Source organism: Amorphus suaedae (assembly GCF_053629675.1).
In genome coordinates, this window is record NZ_JBRJIT010000002.1 from 886,999 (window position 1) to 905,512 (window position 18,514).

The 18,514-nt window shown below is 69.6% G+C and carries 16 protein-coding genes; 6 read left to right on the top strand and 10 right to left on the bottom strand.

Going from position 1 to position 18,514, the window contains the following annotated elements:
• Position 1: 1 nt before the first annotated feature.
• On the top strand, positions 2–2,224 hold the full coding sequence (locus AB7M35_RS17840; protein WP_453961763.1) for a 3-hydroxyacyl-CoA dehydrogenase NAD-binding domain-containing protein: 2,223 nt from the start codon (positions 2–4) through the stop codon (positions 2,222–2,224).
• 37 nt (positions 2,225–2,261) lie between these two features.
• On the opposite strand, the gene AB7M35_RS17845 is transcribed toward AB7M35_RS17840, so the two are convergent.
• Complete coding sequence (locus tag AB7M35_RS17845; protein ID WP_453962564.1) at positions 2,262–2,930, bottom strand: ribonuclease HII; 669 nt, start codon at positions 2,928–2,930, stop codon at positions 2,262–2,264.
• Between the two features lie 134 nt (positions 2,931–3,064).
• Positions 3,065–4,225 carry a PA0069 family radical SAM protein gene (locus AB7M35_RS17850; protein WP_453961764.1) on the bottom strand — a complete coding sequence of 387 codons (1,161 nt, stop codon included), beginning with the start codon at positions 4,223–4,225 and terminating at the stop codon, positions 3,065–3,067.
• A 322-nt stretch (positions 4,226–4,547) separates the two neighbouring features.
• Here AB7M35_RS17850 and AB7M35_RS17855 point away from each other — a divergent pair, with 322 nt between their 5' ends.
• Entirely contained in the window at positions 4,548–5,123 is a 576-nt protein-coding gene (locus AB7M35_RS17855) for a glycosyltransferase (protein ID WP_453961765.1), read from the top strand.
• A 98-nt stretch (positions 5,124–5,221) separates the two neighbouring features.
• Here the strand turns inward: AB7M35_RS17855 and moaB are convergent, their stop codons facing one another.
• The gene (gene moaB / locus AB7M35_RS17860; RefSeq protein ID WP_453961766.1) at positions 5,222–5,791 is read right to left on the bottom strand and encodes a molybdenum cofactor biosynthesis protein B; all 570 of its coding nucleotides are present in this window, start codon (positions 5,789–5,791) and stop codon (positions 5,222–5,224) included.
• Here moaB and AB7M35_RS17865 point away from each other — a divergent pair.
• Both AB7M35_RS17865 and AB7M35_RS17870 read left to right on the top strand, forming a co-directional pair.
• Positions 5,770–6,528, top strand: a complete 759-nt coding sequence (locus tag AB7M35_RS17865) for a ceramidase domain-containing protein (protein ID WP_453961767.1) — start codon at positions 5,770–5,772, stop codon at positions 6,526–6,528. The two genes, moaB and AB7M35_RS17865, sit on opposite strands and share 22 nt — an antisense overlap.
• Before the next feature lie 89 nt (positions 6,529–6,617).
• On the top strand, positions 6,618–8,936 hold the full coding sequence (locus tag AB7M35_RS17870) for an NADP-dependent malic enzyme (protein WP_453961768.1): 2,319 nt from the start codon (positions 6,618–6,620) through the stop codon (positions 8,934–8,936).
• A gap of 104 nt (positions 8,937–9,040) precedes the next feature.
• Here AB7M35_RS17870 and AB7M35_RS17875 read toward each other — a convergent pair whose 3' ends face one another.
• Positions 9,041–10,057, bottom strand: coding sequence for a KpsF/GutQ family sugar-phosphate isomerase (locus tag AB7M35_RS17875; RefSeq protein ID WP_453961769.1), 1,017 nt, complete (start codon positions 10,055–10,057; stop codon positions 9,041–9,043).
• A gap of 484 nt (positions 10,058–10,541) precedes the next feature.
• On the opposite strand from AB7M35_RS17875, the gene AB7M35_RS17880 reads away from it, so the two are divergent.
• Entirely contained in the window at positions 10,542–11,759 is a 1,218-nt protein-coding gene (locus tag AB7M35_RS17880; protein WP_453961770.1) for a lytic murein transglycosylase, read from the top strand.
• A gap of 33 nt (positions 11,760–11,792) precedes the next feature.
• Here AB7M35_RS17880 and AB7M35_RS17885 read toward each other — a convergent pair whose 3' ends face one another.
• Entirely contained in the window at positions 11,793–12,482 is a 690-nt protein-coding gene (locus AB7M35_RS17885; protein WP_453961771.1) for an N-acetylmuramoyl-L-alanine amidase, read from the bottom strand.
• 243 nt (positions 12,483–12,725) lie between these two features.
• Positions 12,726–13,337 carry a LysE family translocator gene (locus tag AB7M35_RS17890; protein ID WP_453961773.1) on the bottom strand — a complete coding sequence of 204 codons (612 nt, stop codon included), beginning with the start codon at positions 13,335–13,337 and terminating at the stop codon, positions 12,726–12,728.
• Between the two features lie 247 nt (positions 13,338–13,584).
• Here AB7M35_RS17890 and AB7M35_RS17895 point away from each other — a divergent pair, with 247 nt between their 5' ends.
• Positions 13,585–14,373, top strand: a complete 789-nt coding sequence (locus AB7M35_RS17895; protein WP_453961774.1) for an alpha/beta fold hydrolase — start codon at positions 13,585–13,587, stop codon at positions 14,371–14,373.
• Between the two features lie 85 nt (positions 14,374–14,458).
• Here AB7M35_RS17895 and AB7M35_RS17900 read toward each other — a convergent pair whose 3' ends face one another.
• The 4 genes from AB7M35_RS17900 to AB7M35_RS17915 form a co-directional block, all read right to left on the bottom strand.
• Positions 14,459–15,958, bottom strand: coding sequence for a 2-hydroxymuconic semialdehyde dehydrogenase (locus AB7M35_RS17900; RefSeq protein WP_453961775.1), 1,500 nt, complete (start codon positions 15,956–15,958; stop codon positions 14,459–14,461).
• Complete coding sequence (locus AB7M35_RS17905; protein ID WP_453961776.1) at positions 15,958–16,638, bottom strand: class II aldolase/adducin family protein; 681 nt, start codon at positions 16,636–16,638, stop codon at positions 15,958–15,960. The genes AB7M35_RS17900 and AB7M35_RS17905 overlap by 1 nt, the downstream gene beginning before the upstream one ends.
• 31 nt (positions 16,639–16,669) lie before the next feature.
• Entirely contained in the window at positions 16,670–17,527 is an 858-nt protein-coding gene (locus AB7M35_RS17910; RefSeq protein ID WP_453961778.1) for a VOC family protein, read from the bottom strand.
• Between the two features lie 108 nt (positions 17,528–17,635).
• Positions 17,636–18,508 (bottom strand): VOC family protein, encoded by an 873-nt coding sequence (locus tag AB7M35_RS17915; protein ID WP_453961779.1) that lies wholly within the window; start codon positions 18,506–18,508, stop codon positions 17,636–17,638.
• Between the last annotated feature and the right edge of the window lie 6 nt (positions 18,509–18,514).

Genomic DNA, 18,514 nt, shown 5'->3' on the forward strand with positions numbered 1-18,514 from the left:
CATGAGCGACGCAACGCTTCCCGAAGCCGCCGGCTTTTCCCTCACCGTCGAGGACGGCATCGCGGTCCTGGTCTGGGACATGCCCGGCCGGTCGATGAACGTCTTCACCATGGAGGCGCTGGATGCGCTCGGCGCCCTCGTCGACGATCTCGCGGCGCGCGACGACGTCACCGGCGTCGTCGTCACCTCGGGCAAGGCCTCCTTCTCCGGCGGCGCCGACCTGACGGTGCTGCAGACGCTGCTCGGCGGCTATCACGCCCTCGTCGCCGAGGGCGATGCCGGCCAGGCGAACGCGCGGCTCCTGGAGGAGTCCAGCCGGATGTCGCGGATCTACCGGCGGCTGGAGACCTGCGGCAAGCCGTGGGTCTGCGCCCTCAACGGCACCGCGGCCGGCGGCGCCACCGAGCTGGCGCTCGCCTGCCACCGGCGCATCGCCGCCGACGACGAGGCGATCCGCATCTCGCTGCCGGAGGTGAAGGTCGGCCTGTTCCCGGGCGCCGGCGGCACCCAGCGCGTCATGCGGCTGGCCGAGCCCCAGGGCGGCCTCCAGTTCCTGCTGCAGGGCCGCGAGCTGTCGCCGCGCCAGGCCAAGGGCCTCGGCCTGATCGACGAGATCGTGCCCGCCGGCGAGCTCCTGGCGCGCGCTAAGGCGGCGCTCGCCGAGGGCGTCGACCCGAAGAAGCCGTGGGACAGGTCCGGCTTCAGGCCGCCCCTCGGCCGCATCTACTCGCCCCAGGGCATGCAGCTCTTCTCCGCCGCCAACGCCATCTATCGCCGCGAGACCTACGACAACTACCCGGCGGCCCGCGCCATCCTGCAGTCGGTCTACGAGGGGCTGCTGTTGCCCATCGACCAGGCGCTCAGGGTCGAATCCCGCTGGTTCGCCCACGTGCTGACGACGCGCGAGGCGGCGGTGATGATCCGCTCGCTTTTCGTCTCCATGCAGGAACTGAAGAAGGGCGCCCGCCGGCCCGACGTGGCGAAGAGCCGGCTCTCCACCGTCGGCGTCGTCGGCGCCGGCTTCATGGGCGCTGGCATCGCCTCCGTCGCCGCCCAGGCAGGGCTCTCGGTGGTGCTGATCGACCAGGATCTCGCCGCCGCCGAACGCGCCAGGGCGAAGATCGGCGAGGGGCTGGCCGACCGCGTGAAGAAGGGCCGCATGACCCAGGCGGAGGCCGAGGCGGTGCTGGCGCGGATCGCGCCGTCGGCCGACATGGCGGCGCTCGCGCCGGCCGATCTCGTCGTCGAGGCGGTGTTCGAGGACCGCGGCGTCAAGCGCCAGGTGATCGAGGCGGCGGGGGCGGTGCTCTCCGAGACCGCGGTGCTGGCCTCCAACACCTCGACGCTGCCGATCACGTCGCTGGCCAAGGACGCGGCGCGCCCCGACCGCTTCATCGGCCTGCACTTCTTCTCGCCGGTGGAGCGGATGATGCTGGTCGAGGTGATCGTCGGCGAGGAGACCGGGCCGGAGGCGCTCGCCGTCGCCCTCGACTTCGTCAAGGCGATCCGCAAGACGCCCATCGTCGTCAACGATTCCCGCGGCTTCTACGTCAACCGCTGCGTCATCCGCTATCTGACCGAAGCCCACCTGATGCTGATGGAGGGGGTGCCGGCGCCGATGATCGAGACGGTCGCCCGCATGGCCGGCATGCCGGTCGGGCCGCTGGCGCTCACCGACGAGGTGGCGATCGATCTCGTCCACCGCATCCTCAAGGCGTCGAAGGCGGACCTCGGCGACGGCGCCGTCGATCCCGCCCAGGACCGGCTGATCTCGGCGATGGTGGAGACCCACGGCCGGCTCGGCCGCAAGAACGGCAAGGGCTTCTACGACTATCTGGACGGCGGCAAGAAGCGGCTCTGGCCCGACCTCGGCACCATCACGGGGCCGTCCGTCCCCGCCGACGACATCTCCGTCGAGACGCTGAAGACGCGGCTGCTGGCGATCCAGGCGCTGGAGGCGATCCGCTGCCTGGAGGAGGGAGTGGTCACCGACGTGCGCGAGGCCGACGTCGGCTCGATCCTCGGCTACGGCTTCGCGCCGTTCACCGGCGGCACGCTGTCCTACGTGGACGGGATTGGCGCGGGGGCGTTTCTTGAGGAGTGCCGCGACCTGGAGGCGACGTTCGGGGAGCGTTTCGCGGCGCCGGCCCTTCTGGTGGAAATGGCCGAGAAGGGCGAGACCTTCTACGGACGCTTCGCCCCGCCGGCCGACCGCGCCGCCTGAGCAGGCGTTCGGAGCCGGTCCGTCTGGACGACGCCCGTCAGCCGGCGATCGCGTCGGCCGGCTCGAGCCCGAGCAGGATGCGGATCGGCCGGAACGAGCGCCGGTGATGGATGGTCGGGCCGAACGAGGCGAGCGCCTCCTGGTGGTGCCGGGTGCCGTAGCCCTTGTGCCGCTCGAAGCCGTAGTCCGGGAAGGACAGCGCCATGTGCTGCATGAGCCGGTCGCGGGTCACCTTGGCGACGATCGAGGCGGCGGCGATGGCGGCGGACTTGGCGTCCCCGTCGACGATCGCCTCGCCCTCGCAGGCAAGCCCCTTCGGCACGTCCTTGCCGTCGATGAGGGCGAGCCGCGGCCGCTCGCACAGCCCCGCCACCGCGCGGGTCATCGCCCACAGGGTGGCGCCGCGGATGTTCATGGCGTCGATGCGGCTGCAGGAGGCCACCACCACCGACACGTCGGCGCGGGCGACGATCTGGGCGTAGAGCTCGTGGCGCGCCTCGGCCGACAGCACCTTGGAATCGGCGACGCCCGCGACGCTCACGCCGCTCGGAAAGGTCACCGCGGCGGCGACGACCGGCCCGGCCCACGGGCCGCGCCCGGCCTCGTCGACGCCGCACACCGGGCCGCCGGCGCGCCTGCGGGCGGCGCGGTCGAAGGCGGGGTTCGGATAGATCGACGGGGTCCTGGACGGGGCGGCGGCGGGCATCGCTTCCAACGGGGCTGATTCGCGGGTGACCCCTATCCTGCCCGTCTTGGCCGGCGGCGAAAACCCGCCCCCGCCTTATCGCAATCCGCCCCTCGACAGGCGGCGCGCCCGTGCCCGCCGATCGCGGCTGCCCGTCAGAACAGGCTGAGCTGGCGTCCGTCGCCGAGCGGCCGCACGAACAGGTCGGTGCGCAGCCGCGCCTTCGAGGTGTTCAGCCTGTTGCGCTTCGCCGCGAGCTCGAAGCGGCGGCCGAGGGTCCAGGCGTAGGGGCCTTCGCCCTTCATCCGCTTGCCGAAGGTGGCGTCGTAGTCCTTGCCGCCGCGCATCGCCCGCAGGATCGACAGCACCCGCCGGTAGCGGTCGGGATAGTGCCGCAGCAGCCAGTCCTTGAAGACGTCGGACACCTCCAGCGGCAGGCGCAGCAGCACGTAGCCGGCCTCCCGGGCGCCGGCCGCCGACACGCGCTCCAGGATCGTCTCGATCTCCGCGTCGTTGAGGGCGGGGATCACCGGGGCGACCATCACGCTGGTCGGGATGCCGGCGGCGGCGAGCTGCTCGATGGTGTCGAGGCGCTTCTGGGGCGTGGCGGCGCGGGGCTCCATCGCCCGCGCCAGCTTGCGGTCGAGCGTGGTGACCGAGATCGCCACCTTGACCAGCCCGCGCTCGGCCATCCGCTGCAGGATGTCGATGTCGCGCAGCACCAGCGCCGACTTGGTGACGATGCCGACGGGATGGTTGGTGCGCTCCAGCACCTCCAGGATTTCCCGGGTGATCTTGTAGTCGCGCTCGATCGGCTGGTACGGGTCGGTGTTGGTGCCGAGCGCGATGGTCTTCGGCTGATAGCGCGGGTTGGACAGCTCGCGTTCCAGCACGGCCGCGGCCCCCGGCTTGGCGGTCAGCCGCGTCTCGAAGTCCAGCCCCGGCGACAGCCCCATGTAGGCGTGGGAGGGCCGGGCGAAGCAGTAGACGCAGCCGTGCTCGCAGCCCCGGTAGGGGTTGATGGAGCGGTCGAAGCCGATGTCGGGCGACTCGTTGCGGGTGATCACGGTGCGCGGCGTCTCCAGCCGGACCTCGGTCTTCAGGGCCGGCAGCTCGCCGAGCCCTTCCCAGCCGTCGTCGACCGTCTCGATCGCCGTCCTTTCGAACCGGCCGGCCGGATTGACCGCCGCTCCGCGGCCGCGCCGGCGATGTTCGTCGAGGCGCGCGCCGAACGGCGCCGGCTGGCCGGTCTCGTCGATGAGCGGCGGCGGCGCCGCGCGGTCCGAGGTCAGAGGCTGTCGCAAAGGGGCATTCATGACGCCACCTCTCCGGTTGGGTCGCGGCGGCTCGGAAGACCGGGTGAGGCGGCCGAGGCGCGGCGCGACTGTGTTTGATCTCGTTTTGTTCTCATGTTCCGTTCGGCCCGTCACGCACATGCCGGGCAGGGGGAACGTGGGAGCCGGTCAGGAACAATACAAGAACAAACGCGCCGCGCAAGGCAAATGTTCCGCCTCAGGCGCCAGGGGCCACGCGTCGCTGGCCGTCTCTTCGGCAATGTGCGCGACGTGAATGCAGGCATGCGCAATTTTTGGACGCAACGCGCTCGCCTTGTGCGCCGCAACATGCTATGCACTAGGAATGCTGAGCGTCATTGTTCCGACACATAATAACGAATTCGCGCTCGCCCGCTGCCTTGCGGCCCTCGTTCCCGGCGCCGTCGAAGGCGTGGTTGCCGAGGTGATCGTCGCTGACCGGCAGTCCGAAGACGGCACCGGCAAGGTCGCCGACGCGGCGGGGTGCCGCCTGATCAGCCTCGACGAACCACGGGACGAGCGGGTCGCCGCGGCGCTGGCCGCCGTCGAGCGCGGCCGCTGGGTTCTCGTGCTGGAGCCGACCGTGGCGCTGGAGCCGGGCTGGCAGCGCGAGGTGTCGGCGTTCGTCGATGCTGCGGAGCGCTCGGGCAGCGCGAGCGAGCGCACCGCGGTCTTCCGCTTCGCCTTCGACGAGTTCGTCCGCCCGCGCCGCATCTCCCAGGCCGTGGTCTCGCTGCGGTCGCACATTCTCGGCCTGCCGGTGCCGGAGCAGGGGCTGCTCGCCACCCGCACCGCCCTGGCGAAGGCGCTCGACGACGAGCGCCATGCGCCGTCGCTGGACGCGGCCATCTCCTGGCGCCGCCTCTGCGTGCTCCGCTCCCGGGCCCTCGTTCACCCCTGAGCGGCCTTCCTCCCGCCTGACCTCCTCCTGCCGCACCATCCGCCGCCGGCGCGCCCGCGCGCGATGCGCCGGCGTGGCTCGTCCGCAACCGGCGATCCTCAGGCCGAGCGGCCCGCGCCCTCCCGGGCGCCGCGGCGCATGGTCTCCGACAGGCGCGGCATGATCTCCACGAAGTTGCAGGGCGTGTGGCGATAGTCGAACTGGGCCTTCAGGATGTGGTCCCAGGCATCCCGGCATGCCCCCGGCGATCCCGGCAGCACGAACACGAAGGTCGCGTTGATCAGGCCGGCGGTGGCGCGCGACTGGATCGTCGAGGTGCCGATGGTGTCGGCGGAGATCCGGTGAAACAGCGCCGAGAATCCATCCATGTGCTTGTCGAACATGGGGCTCACGGCTTCCGGCGTGACGTCGCGCCCGGTGAAGCCCGTGCCGCCGGTCGTGATCACCGCGTCGATCGCCGGATCGGTCGTCCATTTGCGCACGTGCCCCCGGATGGCGGCGATGTCGTCGCTGCAGATCGCGCGGTCGGCGAGCCAGTGGCCCGAATCCGCGATGCGCCCGGCCAGCGTGTCGCCGGACCGATCGTTTTCGGCCGTCCGCGTGTCGGAAACCGTGAGAACGGCGATGGACACGGGGATGAAGGTTCGTGTCTCGTCGAGATGGGGCATGGTCGGATCTCCAAACGAAGAACTATCATGGCGACCATGACGATTGGCGTGGCTGTCCACAAGCGCGCCGGGGTGGGGGAAAGTGCGTCGTGACTGATGCGTTGGATTTGTACTGTGAGCGCACCGGCACCAGCTTCTGGGCGGAACCGCTCAACGCCGTCAGCAACGTCGTTTTCATCTTCGCCGCGATTCTCATCGTCCGCGAATGGAGCCGCAACCGGCACGACTGGCCGATTCTGGGCCTCGCCCTTCTGACGGCGGCGATCGGAATCGGCTCGTTTCTCTTCCACACGGTGGCCACCCAATGGGCCGCGATCGCCGACACCGCCCCGATCGCGCTGTTTATCCTCTGCTATTTCTTCCTGGCCATGCGCCGCTTCGTGCGGCTGTCCATCGTCCGTGCCCTGGCGGCGACGGCGGTCTATGTGGCCGCCAGCGTCGCCGTGGTTCCGTTCCTCTCCCTCATCTTCGGCGGATCGGCCGCCTACCTTCCGGCGCTGTTCGCGCTGGTGGGCGTCGGGGCGTTTCTGGCGAGCCGCGGCGATCCCCATGCCCCGGGCCTGCTGGTGGCCGGTGCGCTGTTCGCCGCGTCGGTGTCGTTCCGGGTGATCGACGAGCCGATTTGCGCCGCCTTCCCGATCGGCACGCATTTCATCTGGCACTTTCTCAACGCGACCGTGCTCTATGTCGTCATGGACACGGCCCTCGACCGACCCACCCTCCGCCGTTCCGTTTGAACAGGCCGCGTCATTTGGGCTAGGTCAGTCGCGACGGGCGATCACGCGGGTCCGCCGCCGGGCAGGGCCCGAGGCCGTATGGAGCACACATGTCGCAGATGAAGCCGACGAGCGAGACACTGGACGAGGCGGCGCTGAAGTATCACCGCCTGCCGCGCCCGGGAAAGTTCGAGATCCAGCCGATCAAGCCGCTCGGCACCCAGCGCGACCTGTCGCTCGCCTATTCGCCCGGCGTGGCGGCCCCGTGCCTGGAGATCGCCAAGGACCCGACGGCGGCGCTCGACTACACCTCGCGCGGCAACCTCGTCGCCGTCATCTCCAACGGCACCGCCGTGCTCGGGCTCGGCGCCATCGGCGCGCTCGCCGGCAAGCCGGTGATGGAGGGCAAGGCGGTCCTCTTCAAGAAGTTCGCCAACATCGACGTCTTCGACATCGAGGTCGAAGAGCGCGACATCGACAAGTTCTGCGACGTGGTCGCCGCCATCGAGCCGACCTTCGGCGGCATCAACCTCGAGGACATCCGCGGCCCGGACTGCTTCGAGATCGAGGACAAGCTGAAGGCCCGGATGAAGATCCCGGTCTTCCACGACGACCAGCACGGCACCGCCATCATCGTCGCCGCCGCCACGACCAACGGCCTGGCGCTGGCCGGCAAGAAGATCGAGGACGTGAAGATCGTCTGCTCGGGCGCCGGCGCCGCGGCGCTCGCCTGCCTCAACCTCCTGGTCTCGCTCGGCGCCGACCGGCGCAACATCTGGGTCTGCGACATCGACGGCGTCGTCTACGAGGGCCGCGAGGCGAGCATGGACCGCTGGAAGGCCGTCTATGCCCAGCCGACGGACAAGCGCACCCTCGACGAGGTCATCGACGGCGCCGACATGTTCCTCGGCCTGTCGGTCGGCGGCATCCTGAAGCCGGAGATGGTGGCGCGCATGGGCGACCAGCCGCTGGTGCTGGCGCTCGCCAACCCGACCCCGGAGATCATGCCGGAGCTCGCCCGCGCGGCGCGGCCCGACGCGATGATCTGCACCGGCCGGTCCGATTTCCCGAACCAGGTCAACAACGTCCTCTGCTTCCCCTACCTCTTCCGTGGCGCCCTCGACGTGGGCGCGACGGCCATCAACGAGGAGATGAAGCGCGCCGCCGTGCGTGCCATCGCCGACCTCGCCAAGGAGGAGCCGTCGGAAGTCGTCGCCAAGGCCTATGGCGGCGAGACCCGCATCTTCGGGCGCGACTACCTGATCCCGTCGCCGTTCGATCCGCGGCTGATCCTGCGGATCGCGCCGGCGGTCGCCCGGGCGGCCATGGAAACGGGCGTCGCGGTGCGGCCGATCGAGGACTTCGATGCCTACAACGACCGGCTGACGCGCTTCGTCTTCAAGACCGGCGTTCTCATGAAGCCGCTGTTCGCCGAGGCGAAGACGCGCAAGCAGCGCATCATCTACGCCGAGGGCGAGGACGAGCGGGTGCTGCGCGCCGCCCAGATCATCAAGGAGGAGGGGCTCGCCGAGCCGATCCTCATCGGCCGGCCGAAGGTGATCGAATCCCGCGCCGAGCGGCACGGCCTGAAGCTGCGCCCGGGCGAGACCATCGAGGTCATCAATCCCGAGGACGATCCGCGCTTCCGCGACTATTCCGATCTCTACTTCAGCCTGGTCGGCCGCCACGGGGTGACGCCGGACGCCGCCCGCACCGCGGTGCGCTCCAACACCACGGTCATCGGCGCGCTCGCGGTGAAGCGGGGCGAGGCCGACGCGCTGATCTGCGGCCTGGAGGGGCGCTTCGACGACTATCTCACCCACGTCCAGGGCATCATCGGCTGCTCGCCGGGCGTCCACGCCTTCGCGGCGCTGTCGATCCTGATCGGCCAGACCGGCACCTATTTCCTGGTCGACACTGCCGTCACCGACGATCCGAGCGCGGCGGAGATCGCCGAGATGACCCGGCTGGCCGCACGCCAGGTCCGCCGCTTCGGCACGACGCCGAAGGCGGCGCTGCTGTCCCACTCCAACTTCGGCTCCCGCGACAGCGCCTCCGCCCGCAAGATGCGCGAGGCCGCCGAGATCCTCTGGCGCACGGTGCCGGATCTCGAGGTCGACGGCGAAATGAACGGCGAGGACGCGCTGTCCGAACTGGTGCGGGGCCGCTCCATGCCCACCAGCAAGCTCACCGGCGAGGCGAACCTCCTGGTATTCCCGAACCTCGATTCGGCGAACATCGCCATGACGCTCCTGAAGGAGATGACCCAGGCGCTGCACATCGGCCCGCTGCTGCTGGGCGCCGCCCAGCCGGCCTACATCGTCTCGCGCTCGACGACGGCGCGGGGCGTCGTCAACATGACGGCGGTGGCGGCGGTGGAAGCGGCCAGCCGGTCGGAGACCGTCGTCGCGGCGACGGCGGCGACGTGAGAGCCGCGCGCCGCACGGACTGACCTGCGCGCGCCACGCTGGTCGCGCGCAGAATCGCGCAGAAAAGCGCAGCAACGCGCAGGCCTATCGGGCGCTGCGCGCGCTCAGGCGACGCCGGAGCGCAGCAGGTCGTGCAGGTGGATGATGCCCACCGGGCGCGCGCCCTCGACCACGAAAAGCGCGGTGATCTGCGAGGCGTTGAGGCGCTCCAGGACGGTGCCCGCGAGCTCGCCCGGCTCGGCCGTCTTCGGGCCGCGGCTCATGACGTCGTCGACGCTCTTTTCCAGCAAATCCGGGCCGAGATTGCGGCGCAGGTCGCCGTCGGTGATGATGCCGATCAGGTGGCCGACGTCGTTGGTGATGCCCAGCGTGCCGAAGCCCTTGCCGGTCATCAGCACGATCGCCTCGCTCATCGTCGTTCCCGACGCCGCCAGCGGCACGTTGGCGCCCTGGTGCATGACGTCGCGCACGTGCTGCAGCCGGGCCCCCAGCTTGCCGCCCGGGTGGAACACCTTGAAGTCCTGGGCGGTGAAGCCGCGCGCCTCCAGCAGCGCCACGGCGAGTGCGTCGCCGAGCGCCAGCATGAGCAGCGTCGAGGTGGTCGGCGCGAGGCCGTGCGGGCAGGCCTCGGCCACCTTCGGCAGTTCCAGCGACACGGTGGCGGCGCGGCCGAGCGCCGAGCGCCGGCTCGACGTCATCGCGATGATCGGCACGCGGAAGCGCCGCGCGTAGGCGACGATGGTCGCGAATTCCTTGGTCTCGCCGGACCACGACAGCGCGATGATGACGTCTTCCTCGGTGATCATCCCGAGGTCGCCGTGGCTCGCCTCCGCCGCATGGACGAAATGGGCGGGCGTGCCGGTCGAGGCGAGGGTGGCGGAGATCTTCGAGCCGATGTGGCCGCTCTTGCCGACGCCGGTGACGATGACGCGGCCCTTGCCGGCGCGGATCGTCTCGATCGCCTTCACGAAGTCGGCGCCGAGGCCGTTGCCGATCGCGGCCTTGAGGCTGGCCAGCCCCTCGATCTCCGTGTCCAGCGTGCGCGTCGCCGAAGCAAGCCAGTCGGTGGCATTCGTGCTCGACGGGGCGGTCGTGGAGGATGCGGGAGCCGGGGTCGTCATGGGCCTGTCGGTATCTTTCGCAAAGGGTGGCTGCCGATGGCCACTCATAGTCCCGCCAGCGGCGCGAATAAAGGGCACTTGCCCGATGGTCCCCGCCAAAGCCGGCGACACGATGTCGGCCGCCGGTCGTCCCGAAGCGGCGGAGGCCACGCTTTCTTAACCCTGTTGTGGTTACCAGATCACTGGCTCTATCCGGCGCGACACCCCTGGTCCGCGACGGTTCGGGCCCCACTTACCAGCCCCGGGAGCGTTTCGCGGCCGGAGCGGAGTGGAACGCGACAGAGCGGTTCCCGTTGAGATCGCAGCGATCCGGATGGGAGGGCGCGCTTGAGGGTTTGACTCCGAAGCCGTTTCGCATCGGTCGGTGGACCGTCCGGAAACGGGCTTTCAATACGTATCCCGCTGCATTTGCCGCAAGGAGCGAGGATCGCTCGTCGCGGCGGATGCGACAGACAGCAGCAAGCCGGTTCGACGAGGAAACGCCATGGCGATCAGATCCGCTCGATTTTCTGGACACCCGGTCCTGGCCGCGGCCGGCACGCTGCTGCTGGCCAGCCTGACGCTGGCCGCGCCCGCCGCCGCGTCCTTCCAGTCCTGCGTCCAGTCGATGTGGCCGGCGGCCCGCTCGGCCGGCGTGTCGCAGGCGACCTTCACCCAGGCCACCTCCCGGCTGACGGCGGATCCGGACACCGTCCGGCTGATGAGCAAGCAGTCGGAATTCGTGAAGCCGATCTGGGACTATCTCGATTCCGCCGTCTCCTCCTCGCGCATCTCCACCGGCCGGGAGATGCGCCAGAAGTACGCCACCCAGCTTGCCGCCATCGAGCGGCGCTACGGCGTGGAGTCGCAGGTGGTGCTGTCCGTCTGGGGCGTGGAGACCAGCTACGGCAGCTACATGGGCAAGCACAACGCGATCCGCGCGCTGGCGACGCTCGCCTGCGATGCGCCCGACCGGCGCGACTACTGGCGCACGGAGTTCGTGACGGCGCTGCAGATCGTGCAGGCGGGCCACGTGTCGGCGGCGAACATGGAAAGCTCCTGGGCCGGCGCCATGGGCCACACCCAGTTCATGCCGTCGAGCTGGCGCCAGCATTCCGCCGACTACGAAGGCGACGGCAAGAACGACATCTGGACGAACGTGCCCGACGCGCTGGCGTCGACCGCCAAGTATCTCCACGACTTCGGCTGGGAGACCGGCAAGACCTGGGGCTATGAGGTCGACCTGCCGCGCGGCTTCGACTATTCGCTCGCCGACGAGGAAACCTGGCGCACGCTGTCGCAGTGGCGCCGGATGGGCATCACGCGCACGCGCGGCCGCGAGTTTCCGCGCGGCAGCGACAAGGCGTTCCTGCTGCTGCCGGCGGGCGCCAACGGCCCGGCCTTCCTGATGCTGAAGAACTTCGAGGTCATCAAGCGCTACAACAACGCGACGTCGTACGCGCTCGCCGTCGGCCATCTCGCCGACCGCATCATCGGCGCCGGGCCGATCGAGAAGTCGTGGCCGCGCAACGATCCGCCGCTGTCGCGCGACCAGGTCCGCCAGATGCAGACGCTGCTGTCGTCCAAGGGCTTCTCCACCGGCGGCGTCGACGGCAAGATCGGTCCGATGACCCGCTCCGCCATCCGCGACTACCAGAAGCGGAACCGCCAGGTCGCCGACGGCTACGCCTCCGCCAGCCTGCTGCAGGAACTGCAGCGGTAGGGGGTGCGGCGGGGCAGTCGGCGAGGGCGCTCGTCAGCAGATGCTTGCGCCCTGGCTTTCAGGCAGCGCTTCGATGGGCGTCATCGCGGCCATCAGTTGACGCTCGGCGTCGTCCAGCTGTCGATCGACCGGGCCGGGGCCCTCGGCCAGGACCTTCTTTCTGAACGTGTCCCAGTCGAAGTGATGCCCGGGGTCCGACCGTCGCTGGGGGTCGAGCTTGGCGTGTGAGACAACGTCGATCAGGTTCGGATATTTCGCCCAGCAGTAGCGTACGATCTCGGCGGTCATATCCAGCTGCCACATCGAAAAGGCATCGGTCGGCTTGATCGAATTGACGACCTCGATGCCGAGCGACCAGTGGTTCACATGGGTCTGCCCGCCGTTGATGTCGTCGTGCGAGACGGCATTCCGCACATGCCATGCCGCCTTCGTCTCCGGAATGCAGGCCCAGCAGAACTTGCCGTGGGCAGCTTCGTCCTCATCCGGGACGAGCCAATGGAAACTCGCCGCGCCATCCCTGATGACGGACACAGCGCCTTCGGATGACGAGCCGGCAGTGGCATGGATCACGATCGCGCGGATCCCCTCGATCGGATCGACGGACCGGATCGTGCTCGTTCCCCAATAATCCCGAATGCCGGGGTACCATCGCTCGTTGAGCGGGAAGGGGTCCGGACGTCGGTTGCGCGGGAGCTTGAAGTGGTAGGTCTTGGGCTCGGCCATCTGACATTCTCCTGGGCGGGAACGAATGGGCGCGGCCGAGGAGGCCCCTCAACCGCTCGCGACACGCGATCAGGAAAACACAACCAAAAGAAAAACGAAATAATTAAATGCTCGCAAAAAGTGCATAAGCAGTCGAGCGGAACGTACCCTGTCCACACCGTGCGGGGTGAATCGCGGGGTCGGAATCCCAGGTCGGAAATGTCGGATGCCCGCAGTGCTCGCGGACGACTGTGCGATGCCTGTCTACCTCTCCGCCAGCGCGAGCTTCGCGCCCAGCCCGACGAAGGCGGCGGCGAAGGTTCGGCGCATCCAGGTCATGACGCGCGGACGGCTGATGACATGGTTTCGGAGTGCTGCGGCGAACACGCCGTAGACGACGAAGACCGCAAAGGTCAGGCCCATGAAGACGCCGCTCATCTCCAGCATGCGGGCAAGCGCGTGCGGCTCGCCGGGCGTCACGAACTGGGGCAGGAACGCGAAGAAGAAGATCGAGAGCTTCGGGTTCAGCACGTTGATCAGGATCGCCTGGACGATGGTGCGCCGGGCCGAGCGCGGTGCGACCTCGGTCTCCACCCTGAGCGCACCCGTCTCCTTCAGCGTCTGCCACGCCATGAACAGCAGATAGGCGACGCCTAGATATTTCAGCGTCTGGAAGGCGAGCGCGCTGGTGTGGAGGAGGGCGGCCAGCCCCGTAATCGCGGCCGCCATGTGGGGGATGATCCCGAGCGTGCAGCCAAACGCCGCAATGATGCTGGCCTTGGTCCCGCGCGACAGCCCGGCGGCCAGCGTGAACAGAACGCCGGTGCCCGGGGCCACGACGACGATGAGGGTGGTGATCAGGAAATCGAGGCTCATCCCGGTCGGCTCCAAAGCACGTTGCAGGCAGAAGGGGACTCGGGTCCCCAACGGGAAACGCGACAACACGAAAGCCCGCAGCCGGCCTCTCGGACGCGAGGCGGGAGCGGTTGCCGCGGCGGCGCGGTTCGCGATCCGCGTGGCTGATCGGCGGATCATTCCACCGGGACGCCGTCCGGTCCAGCGCCTGGCGGCACATCGCGCGTCCGTCTGCTAGCTTTCAGCAGGGCAGGACGCGGAGGGACCCATGCCGACGGCGCATTACGATGGAACGGACGTCTCCTACCGGGTCGACGGATCGGGCCCCGGGCTGGTGCTGGTCCACGGCACCGGCGGCAACGGAGAGCTGAATTTCGGCCAGCTGGTGCCCCGGCTCGCGCAGCGCTTCACGGTGGTCCGACCGGACTATTCCGGCTCCGGAGAGACGGCCGATCCCGGCGGCGCCCTGACCACGGGGCGGCTGGCGGCGGACGTGATGGCGGCCGCGGATGCCGCCGGGCTGGAGCGCTTCGACATCGCCGGGTTCTCGCTCGGAGCCCCGGTCGCCATCGAACTCGCCGCCCGGCATCCTGAGCGCGTCCGTCGGATGGTGCTGCTGGCGGGGTTCGCCCGGGCGGACGACGCGCGCATGCAGCTCCAGTTCCGCCTCTGGCGCGATCTGGCGAGCCGCGACCCGGGCCTTCAGACCCGGCTTCAATGGTTGACCGGATACAGCCCCGCCTTCGTCGCCGGGCTAGCGCCCGAGGCGGTGGAGGAGGCGATCGCGACGGCGGTGCGCATCCGCCGCTGGGACGGCTTCGTCCGCCAGGTGGAGCTCGATCTCGTCCTCGACGTGCGCGAAGCGGCGCGGGCGATCCGCTGTCCGACGCTCTCCATCGGCTGCCGGCTCGACCACATCGTGCCGCCGGCACATGCCCGGGAACTGGTGGACCTCATTCCCGGCGCGCGCTATGCGGAGATCGAGAGCGGTCACGTTGCCCCGGTCGAGCAGCCCGACGCGGTCCTCGAACTGCTGGAAGCGTTCCTCGACGGATGACGGTTGCAGCCGCTCCCCCGCATACGAAAACGGCGCCCCGACCGTCTGGCCGGGGCGCCGCATCGTCGAGGCCGGATGCGCCGGGTCAGAGCTTGACGCAGACGTTCCGGAGCTCGGTGTAGAATTCCAGGGAGTGGACGCCACCCTCGCGGCCGATGCCGGAGCTCTTGGAGCCGCCGAAAGCCGTGCGCAGGTCGCGCAGGAACCAGCAGTTCACCCAGGTGATGCCGGCATCCACCTGCTTGGCGACGCGGTGGGCGCGCGACAGATCCTGGGTCCAGATGGAGGTGGCGAGCCCGTAGGGGCTGGCGTTGGCGAGCGCGATCGCCTCCTCCTCGGTGTCGAACGGGGTGAGGTGGGCGCACGGGCCGAAGATCTCGTCGGTGATCACGGCAGAGGATTCCGGCAGGCCGGTCCAGACCGTCGGCTCGACCCAGTAGCCGTTCTCGAAGCCCGGAACGGTCGGCTTGCCGCCGCCGGCCAGCACCGTCGCCCCCTCGGCCTTCGCCTTCTCGTAGTAGGAGAGCACCTTGCGCTGGTGTTCGGCGGAGATGGTCGGGCCCATGTTCGTCGTCTTGGCGAACGGATCGCCGAACGCGTAGCCCCTGGCGGTCTCGGCGAGCGCTTCCGCAACCCTGTCGAAGATGCCGCGCTGGACGTAGACACGTTCGGTGCCGAGGCAGACCTGGCCGGTGTTGGCGAAGCAGGAGCGGCCGAGGCCCTCGATGGTCTTGGCGAGATCGGCGTCGTCGAAGACGAGGGCCGGGTTCTTGCCGCCGAGTTCCAGCGACACCGGGCGCACGCCCCTGGAGGCCGCCGCCATGATCGCCTCGCCGGTCTTCGTCTCGCCGGTGAAGGTGATGGCGTCGACACCCGGGTGGGTGGTCAGGAACTCGCCGGCGCTGCCGGGGCCGAAGCCGTGCACCACGTTGTAGACGCCTTCCGGAATGCCGACGGCGTTCATGACCTCGCCCAGCAGCGTCGCAGTCGATGGCGTCTCTTCCGACGGCTTCACCACGACGGTGTTGCCGCAAGCGAGCGCCGGGGCGACCTTCCAGGTCATCAGAAGCAGCGGCAGGTTCCACGGGCAGACGACGCCGATGACGCCGCGCGGCATCCGGAGCGCGTAGTTGAGCGCGCCGGCGCCGTCGGGCGTCGCCATCTCGAAGGTCTCGGTGCCGATGGTGGTGATCTGGTCGGCGAAGACCGCGAAGTTGGCCGCGCCGCGCGGAATGTCGACGTGGCTGGCCAGCGAGGCCGGCTTGCCAGTGTCGCGGATCTCGGCGGCCAGGAACTCGTCGAAGCGGGCGGTGATGCCATCCACGAGCTTGCGCAGCAGCGTCACCCGCTCCGGCACGCTCATCCGGCCCCACGGACCGTTGAGCGCCTTGCGGGCGGCGCCGACGGCGCGGTCCACGTCGTCGGCGGTCGCTTCCGTGACCAGCGAGACGACCTCGCCGGTGGCCGGATAGCGGTTCTCGAAGGTGCTGCCGCCGCCGTCGACGAACTGGCCGCCGATGAAGTTGGGCACGCGGGGCAGGCTGGCGGTCGCCGTTCCGGCGGCAGGGCGGGGGGCTTCGTTCATCAGGTCAGCTCCGGGTCGGCGAAGGTGAGGTGTTCCCACATGCGTTCGAAGATCAGGCCGGCCTTGGTGGCGCGGGCCCTGGCGGCCTCAAGCGTGATGGTGGGGGCGGTGTCGGCGAGCCCGGCCTTCAGGGCCTCCAGCTCGACGCGGCAGCAGTCTTCCAGGTACCAGGCGAGGACGACGGCCTCGATCAGGCTCTCGCCCGCGGTGACGGCACCGTTGCCGCGCATGAGCACGCCGGCGTTGGTGCCCATCGTCTCGACGACGCCGCGGGCCTTCTCGTCGTCGCGGATGAGTTGGATGTCGTTCCACAGCGGCGCGCCGGGCGCGAAGTAGGTGCCGAAGCCGTGCCGTGGCTTCGGCGAGCGGGCAAGCGCCGCCAGCGCCATCACGTTCGGCCCCATGAAGCGCACGACGCCGCCGGCCTCCGGCCGGTTGCGGTAGATGTGCTGATGGATGCGCACCTCGCCGAGCACGCCCTCCGGCAGCGGCCCGTCGACCGGCACGCGGGTGCACGCCTCGCCGACCTCTATAAGGCCCATCGGCCGTGCCGGGCAGACCAGGAAGCTGTCTGCGTCGAGCCGCGCGGAGCAGTGGCCGTAGGCATGGACGAGGCCGTGGCGGCCCAGCGCGCGGGAAGCGACGCGGACGAGCCGGGCCGCTTCGGTTTCGGTTGTCATCGTGTGCTGTCTCACCTGTCGTTCGGAACAATCAGTCGCCGAAGGCGGCGATGCGCGGCTTGGCGCCCCACTGGCAGAAGCCGACGGGCTCGAAGGCGAACTGCCGGTCGCGCCACATGGGCTCGTCGTGGATCTCGCAGACGCCGGTGGAATATTCGAAGGTCATCCCGTCGGGGCCGGAGAAGTAGAGGAACTGGGCCGACGAGGTCGGATGCCGGCCGGGACCGAAGGTGATGTTGATCTGGCGGTCCCGCAGCAAGTTGAGGGAGCGCTGGATGTCGTCGGTCGCTTCCACCTGGTGGTTGATGTGCTGGATGCCGGGCTTGTGGAACGGGAACAGCGCGATCGAGTGGTGGATCGCGCCGAGCCGCATCAGCGGCGCATCGCCGATCCGGTCGGAGACGCGGGCGTTGCAGACGGTGGTCCAGAACTTCTCGTCGCGGGCGGCGTCCGTGGTGCACAGCCCGACGTGGCTGAAGCCGGTGATGCCGGCGTCGCGGGTGCCGTGATAGCGCTGGGCCGACTGGTCCGGCCGCACCACCAGCTCGATCCCGTTGCCGGTCGGGTCGGTGAAGCGGATGAACTCGCGGACGTGGCGGACCGCGCATTCCTCCGCCGTGCCGGCGTGGACCGGGTGGCCGAGCCGTTCCAGGGTCGCGGCTGCGGCCTGCAGCTCGGAGGTGCCCGCCACTTCGAAGGCGGTGACCTGCTCGTCGGGATCGCCGTCGAAATAGCAGAGCGTGTGGGAGCGGCTGTCCGACTTGAAGTGGACCGACCCGCGCTGGCGCTCGGCCACTTCGAGGCCGAGGATGTTCACGGCAAACCACTCCGCGCCTTCGATGTCGCGGGTGCCGAGGCGGCAGTAGACGACGTCCTTGAGCTCGATCATCGGAAATCCTCCTTGGATCTCTGCATCGGCCGCGCCGTTGGGGCCGCGGTTCGATCGGTTGCTTGCGTCCGGCACTCCGCCGCCGGCGGAGCCGTCCGGGCGGCGGACCTAAAGGTTGTCTCCCAGAAACTCCGGCTGGGTGGTCGGGGATCCCCAGGCGCAATGGGACGACGGCGCGGCGGGGAACTGCCGGGGAACGCGGCCGTCCAGCGCGGCGCCGCGATCCATCTCGGTCGAATATGAGAACAGGAGCCCGGCGGGGCCACGGGTGGTGACGAACTTCTTGCCCGAGGTCGGCTGGCGGCCGGGGCCGTGCACGATCGGCAGCTGCAGGCCCTGGAAGAAGTAGAAGTTCTGCATCACGTTGTTCATGCCCTCCACGGCGAAGTCGATGCCGAGGAGGCCGTCGTTAGCGGAGGGATAGAGAACGATGCGGTGGTGGGCATCGTCGAGGCGCAGGAAGGCCGCGTCGCCGGCCCAGTCGGAAACCGCAAGCCCGACGGCGCGGGTCCAGAAGGCTTCGTTGGCGGCGATGTCGCGGCAGGCGAGGGACACCGACGACAGCTCGACGATGCCGGCATCGCGCGGTCCGTGGTACCGCCATCCCGAGGTCAGCGGCCGCCAGACGAACTCCACGACGGTGCCGTTCGGGGCGCGGGTGGCGATGCCGCGCTTGATCTTGCGGGCGGCGCAGTCGGCGTCGTCGAGAGAGTGGACCGGGAAACCGGCGCCCTCCAGGCGACCGGCGACGGTCGCGAGATCCGCCTCGTTGGCGACGGTCAGGGCGATGGCGTTTTCGTCGCCGGCCTCGGTGAAGCAGACGGAATAGCCGCGGGCATCGGAGCGGAAATAGGCGCGGCCGTTGTCGGCGCCCGCCGGCTCAAGCCCGAGGGTGTCGCGCGCGAAGGCAGCCGGCGCGGCCAGCCCGTCGACCGCGACGCGGACATAGCGCAGGTCCCGAAAAGTCACCGTCTCCGACATCCCCGT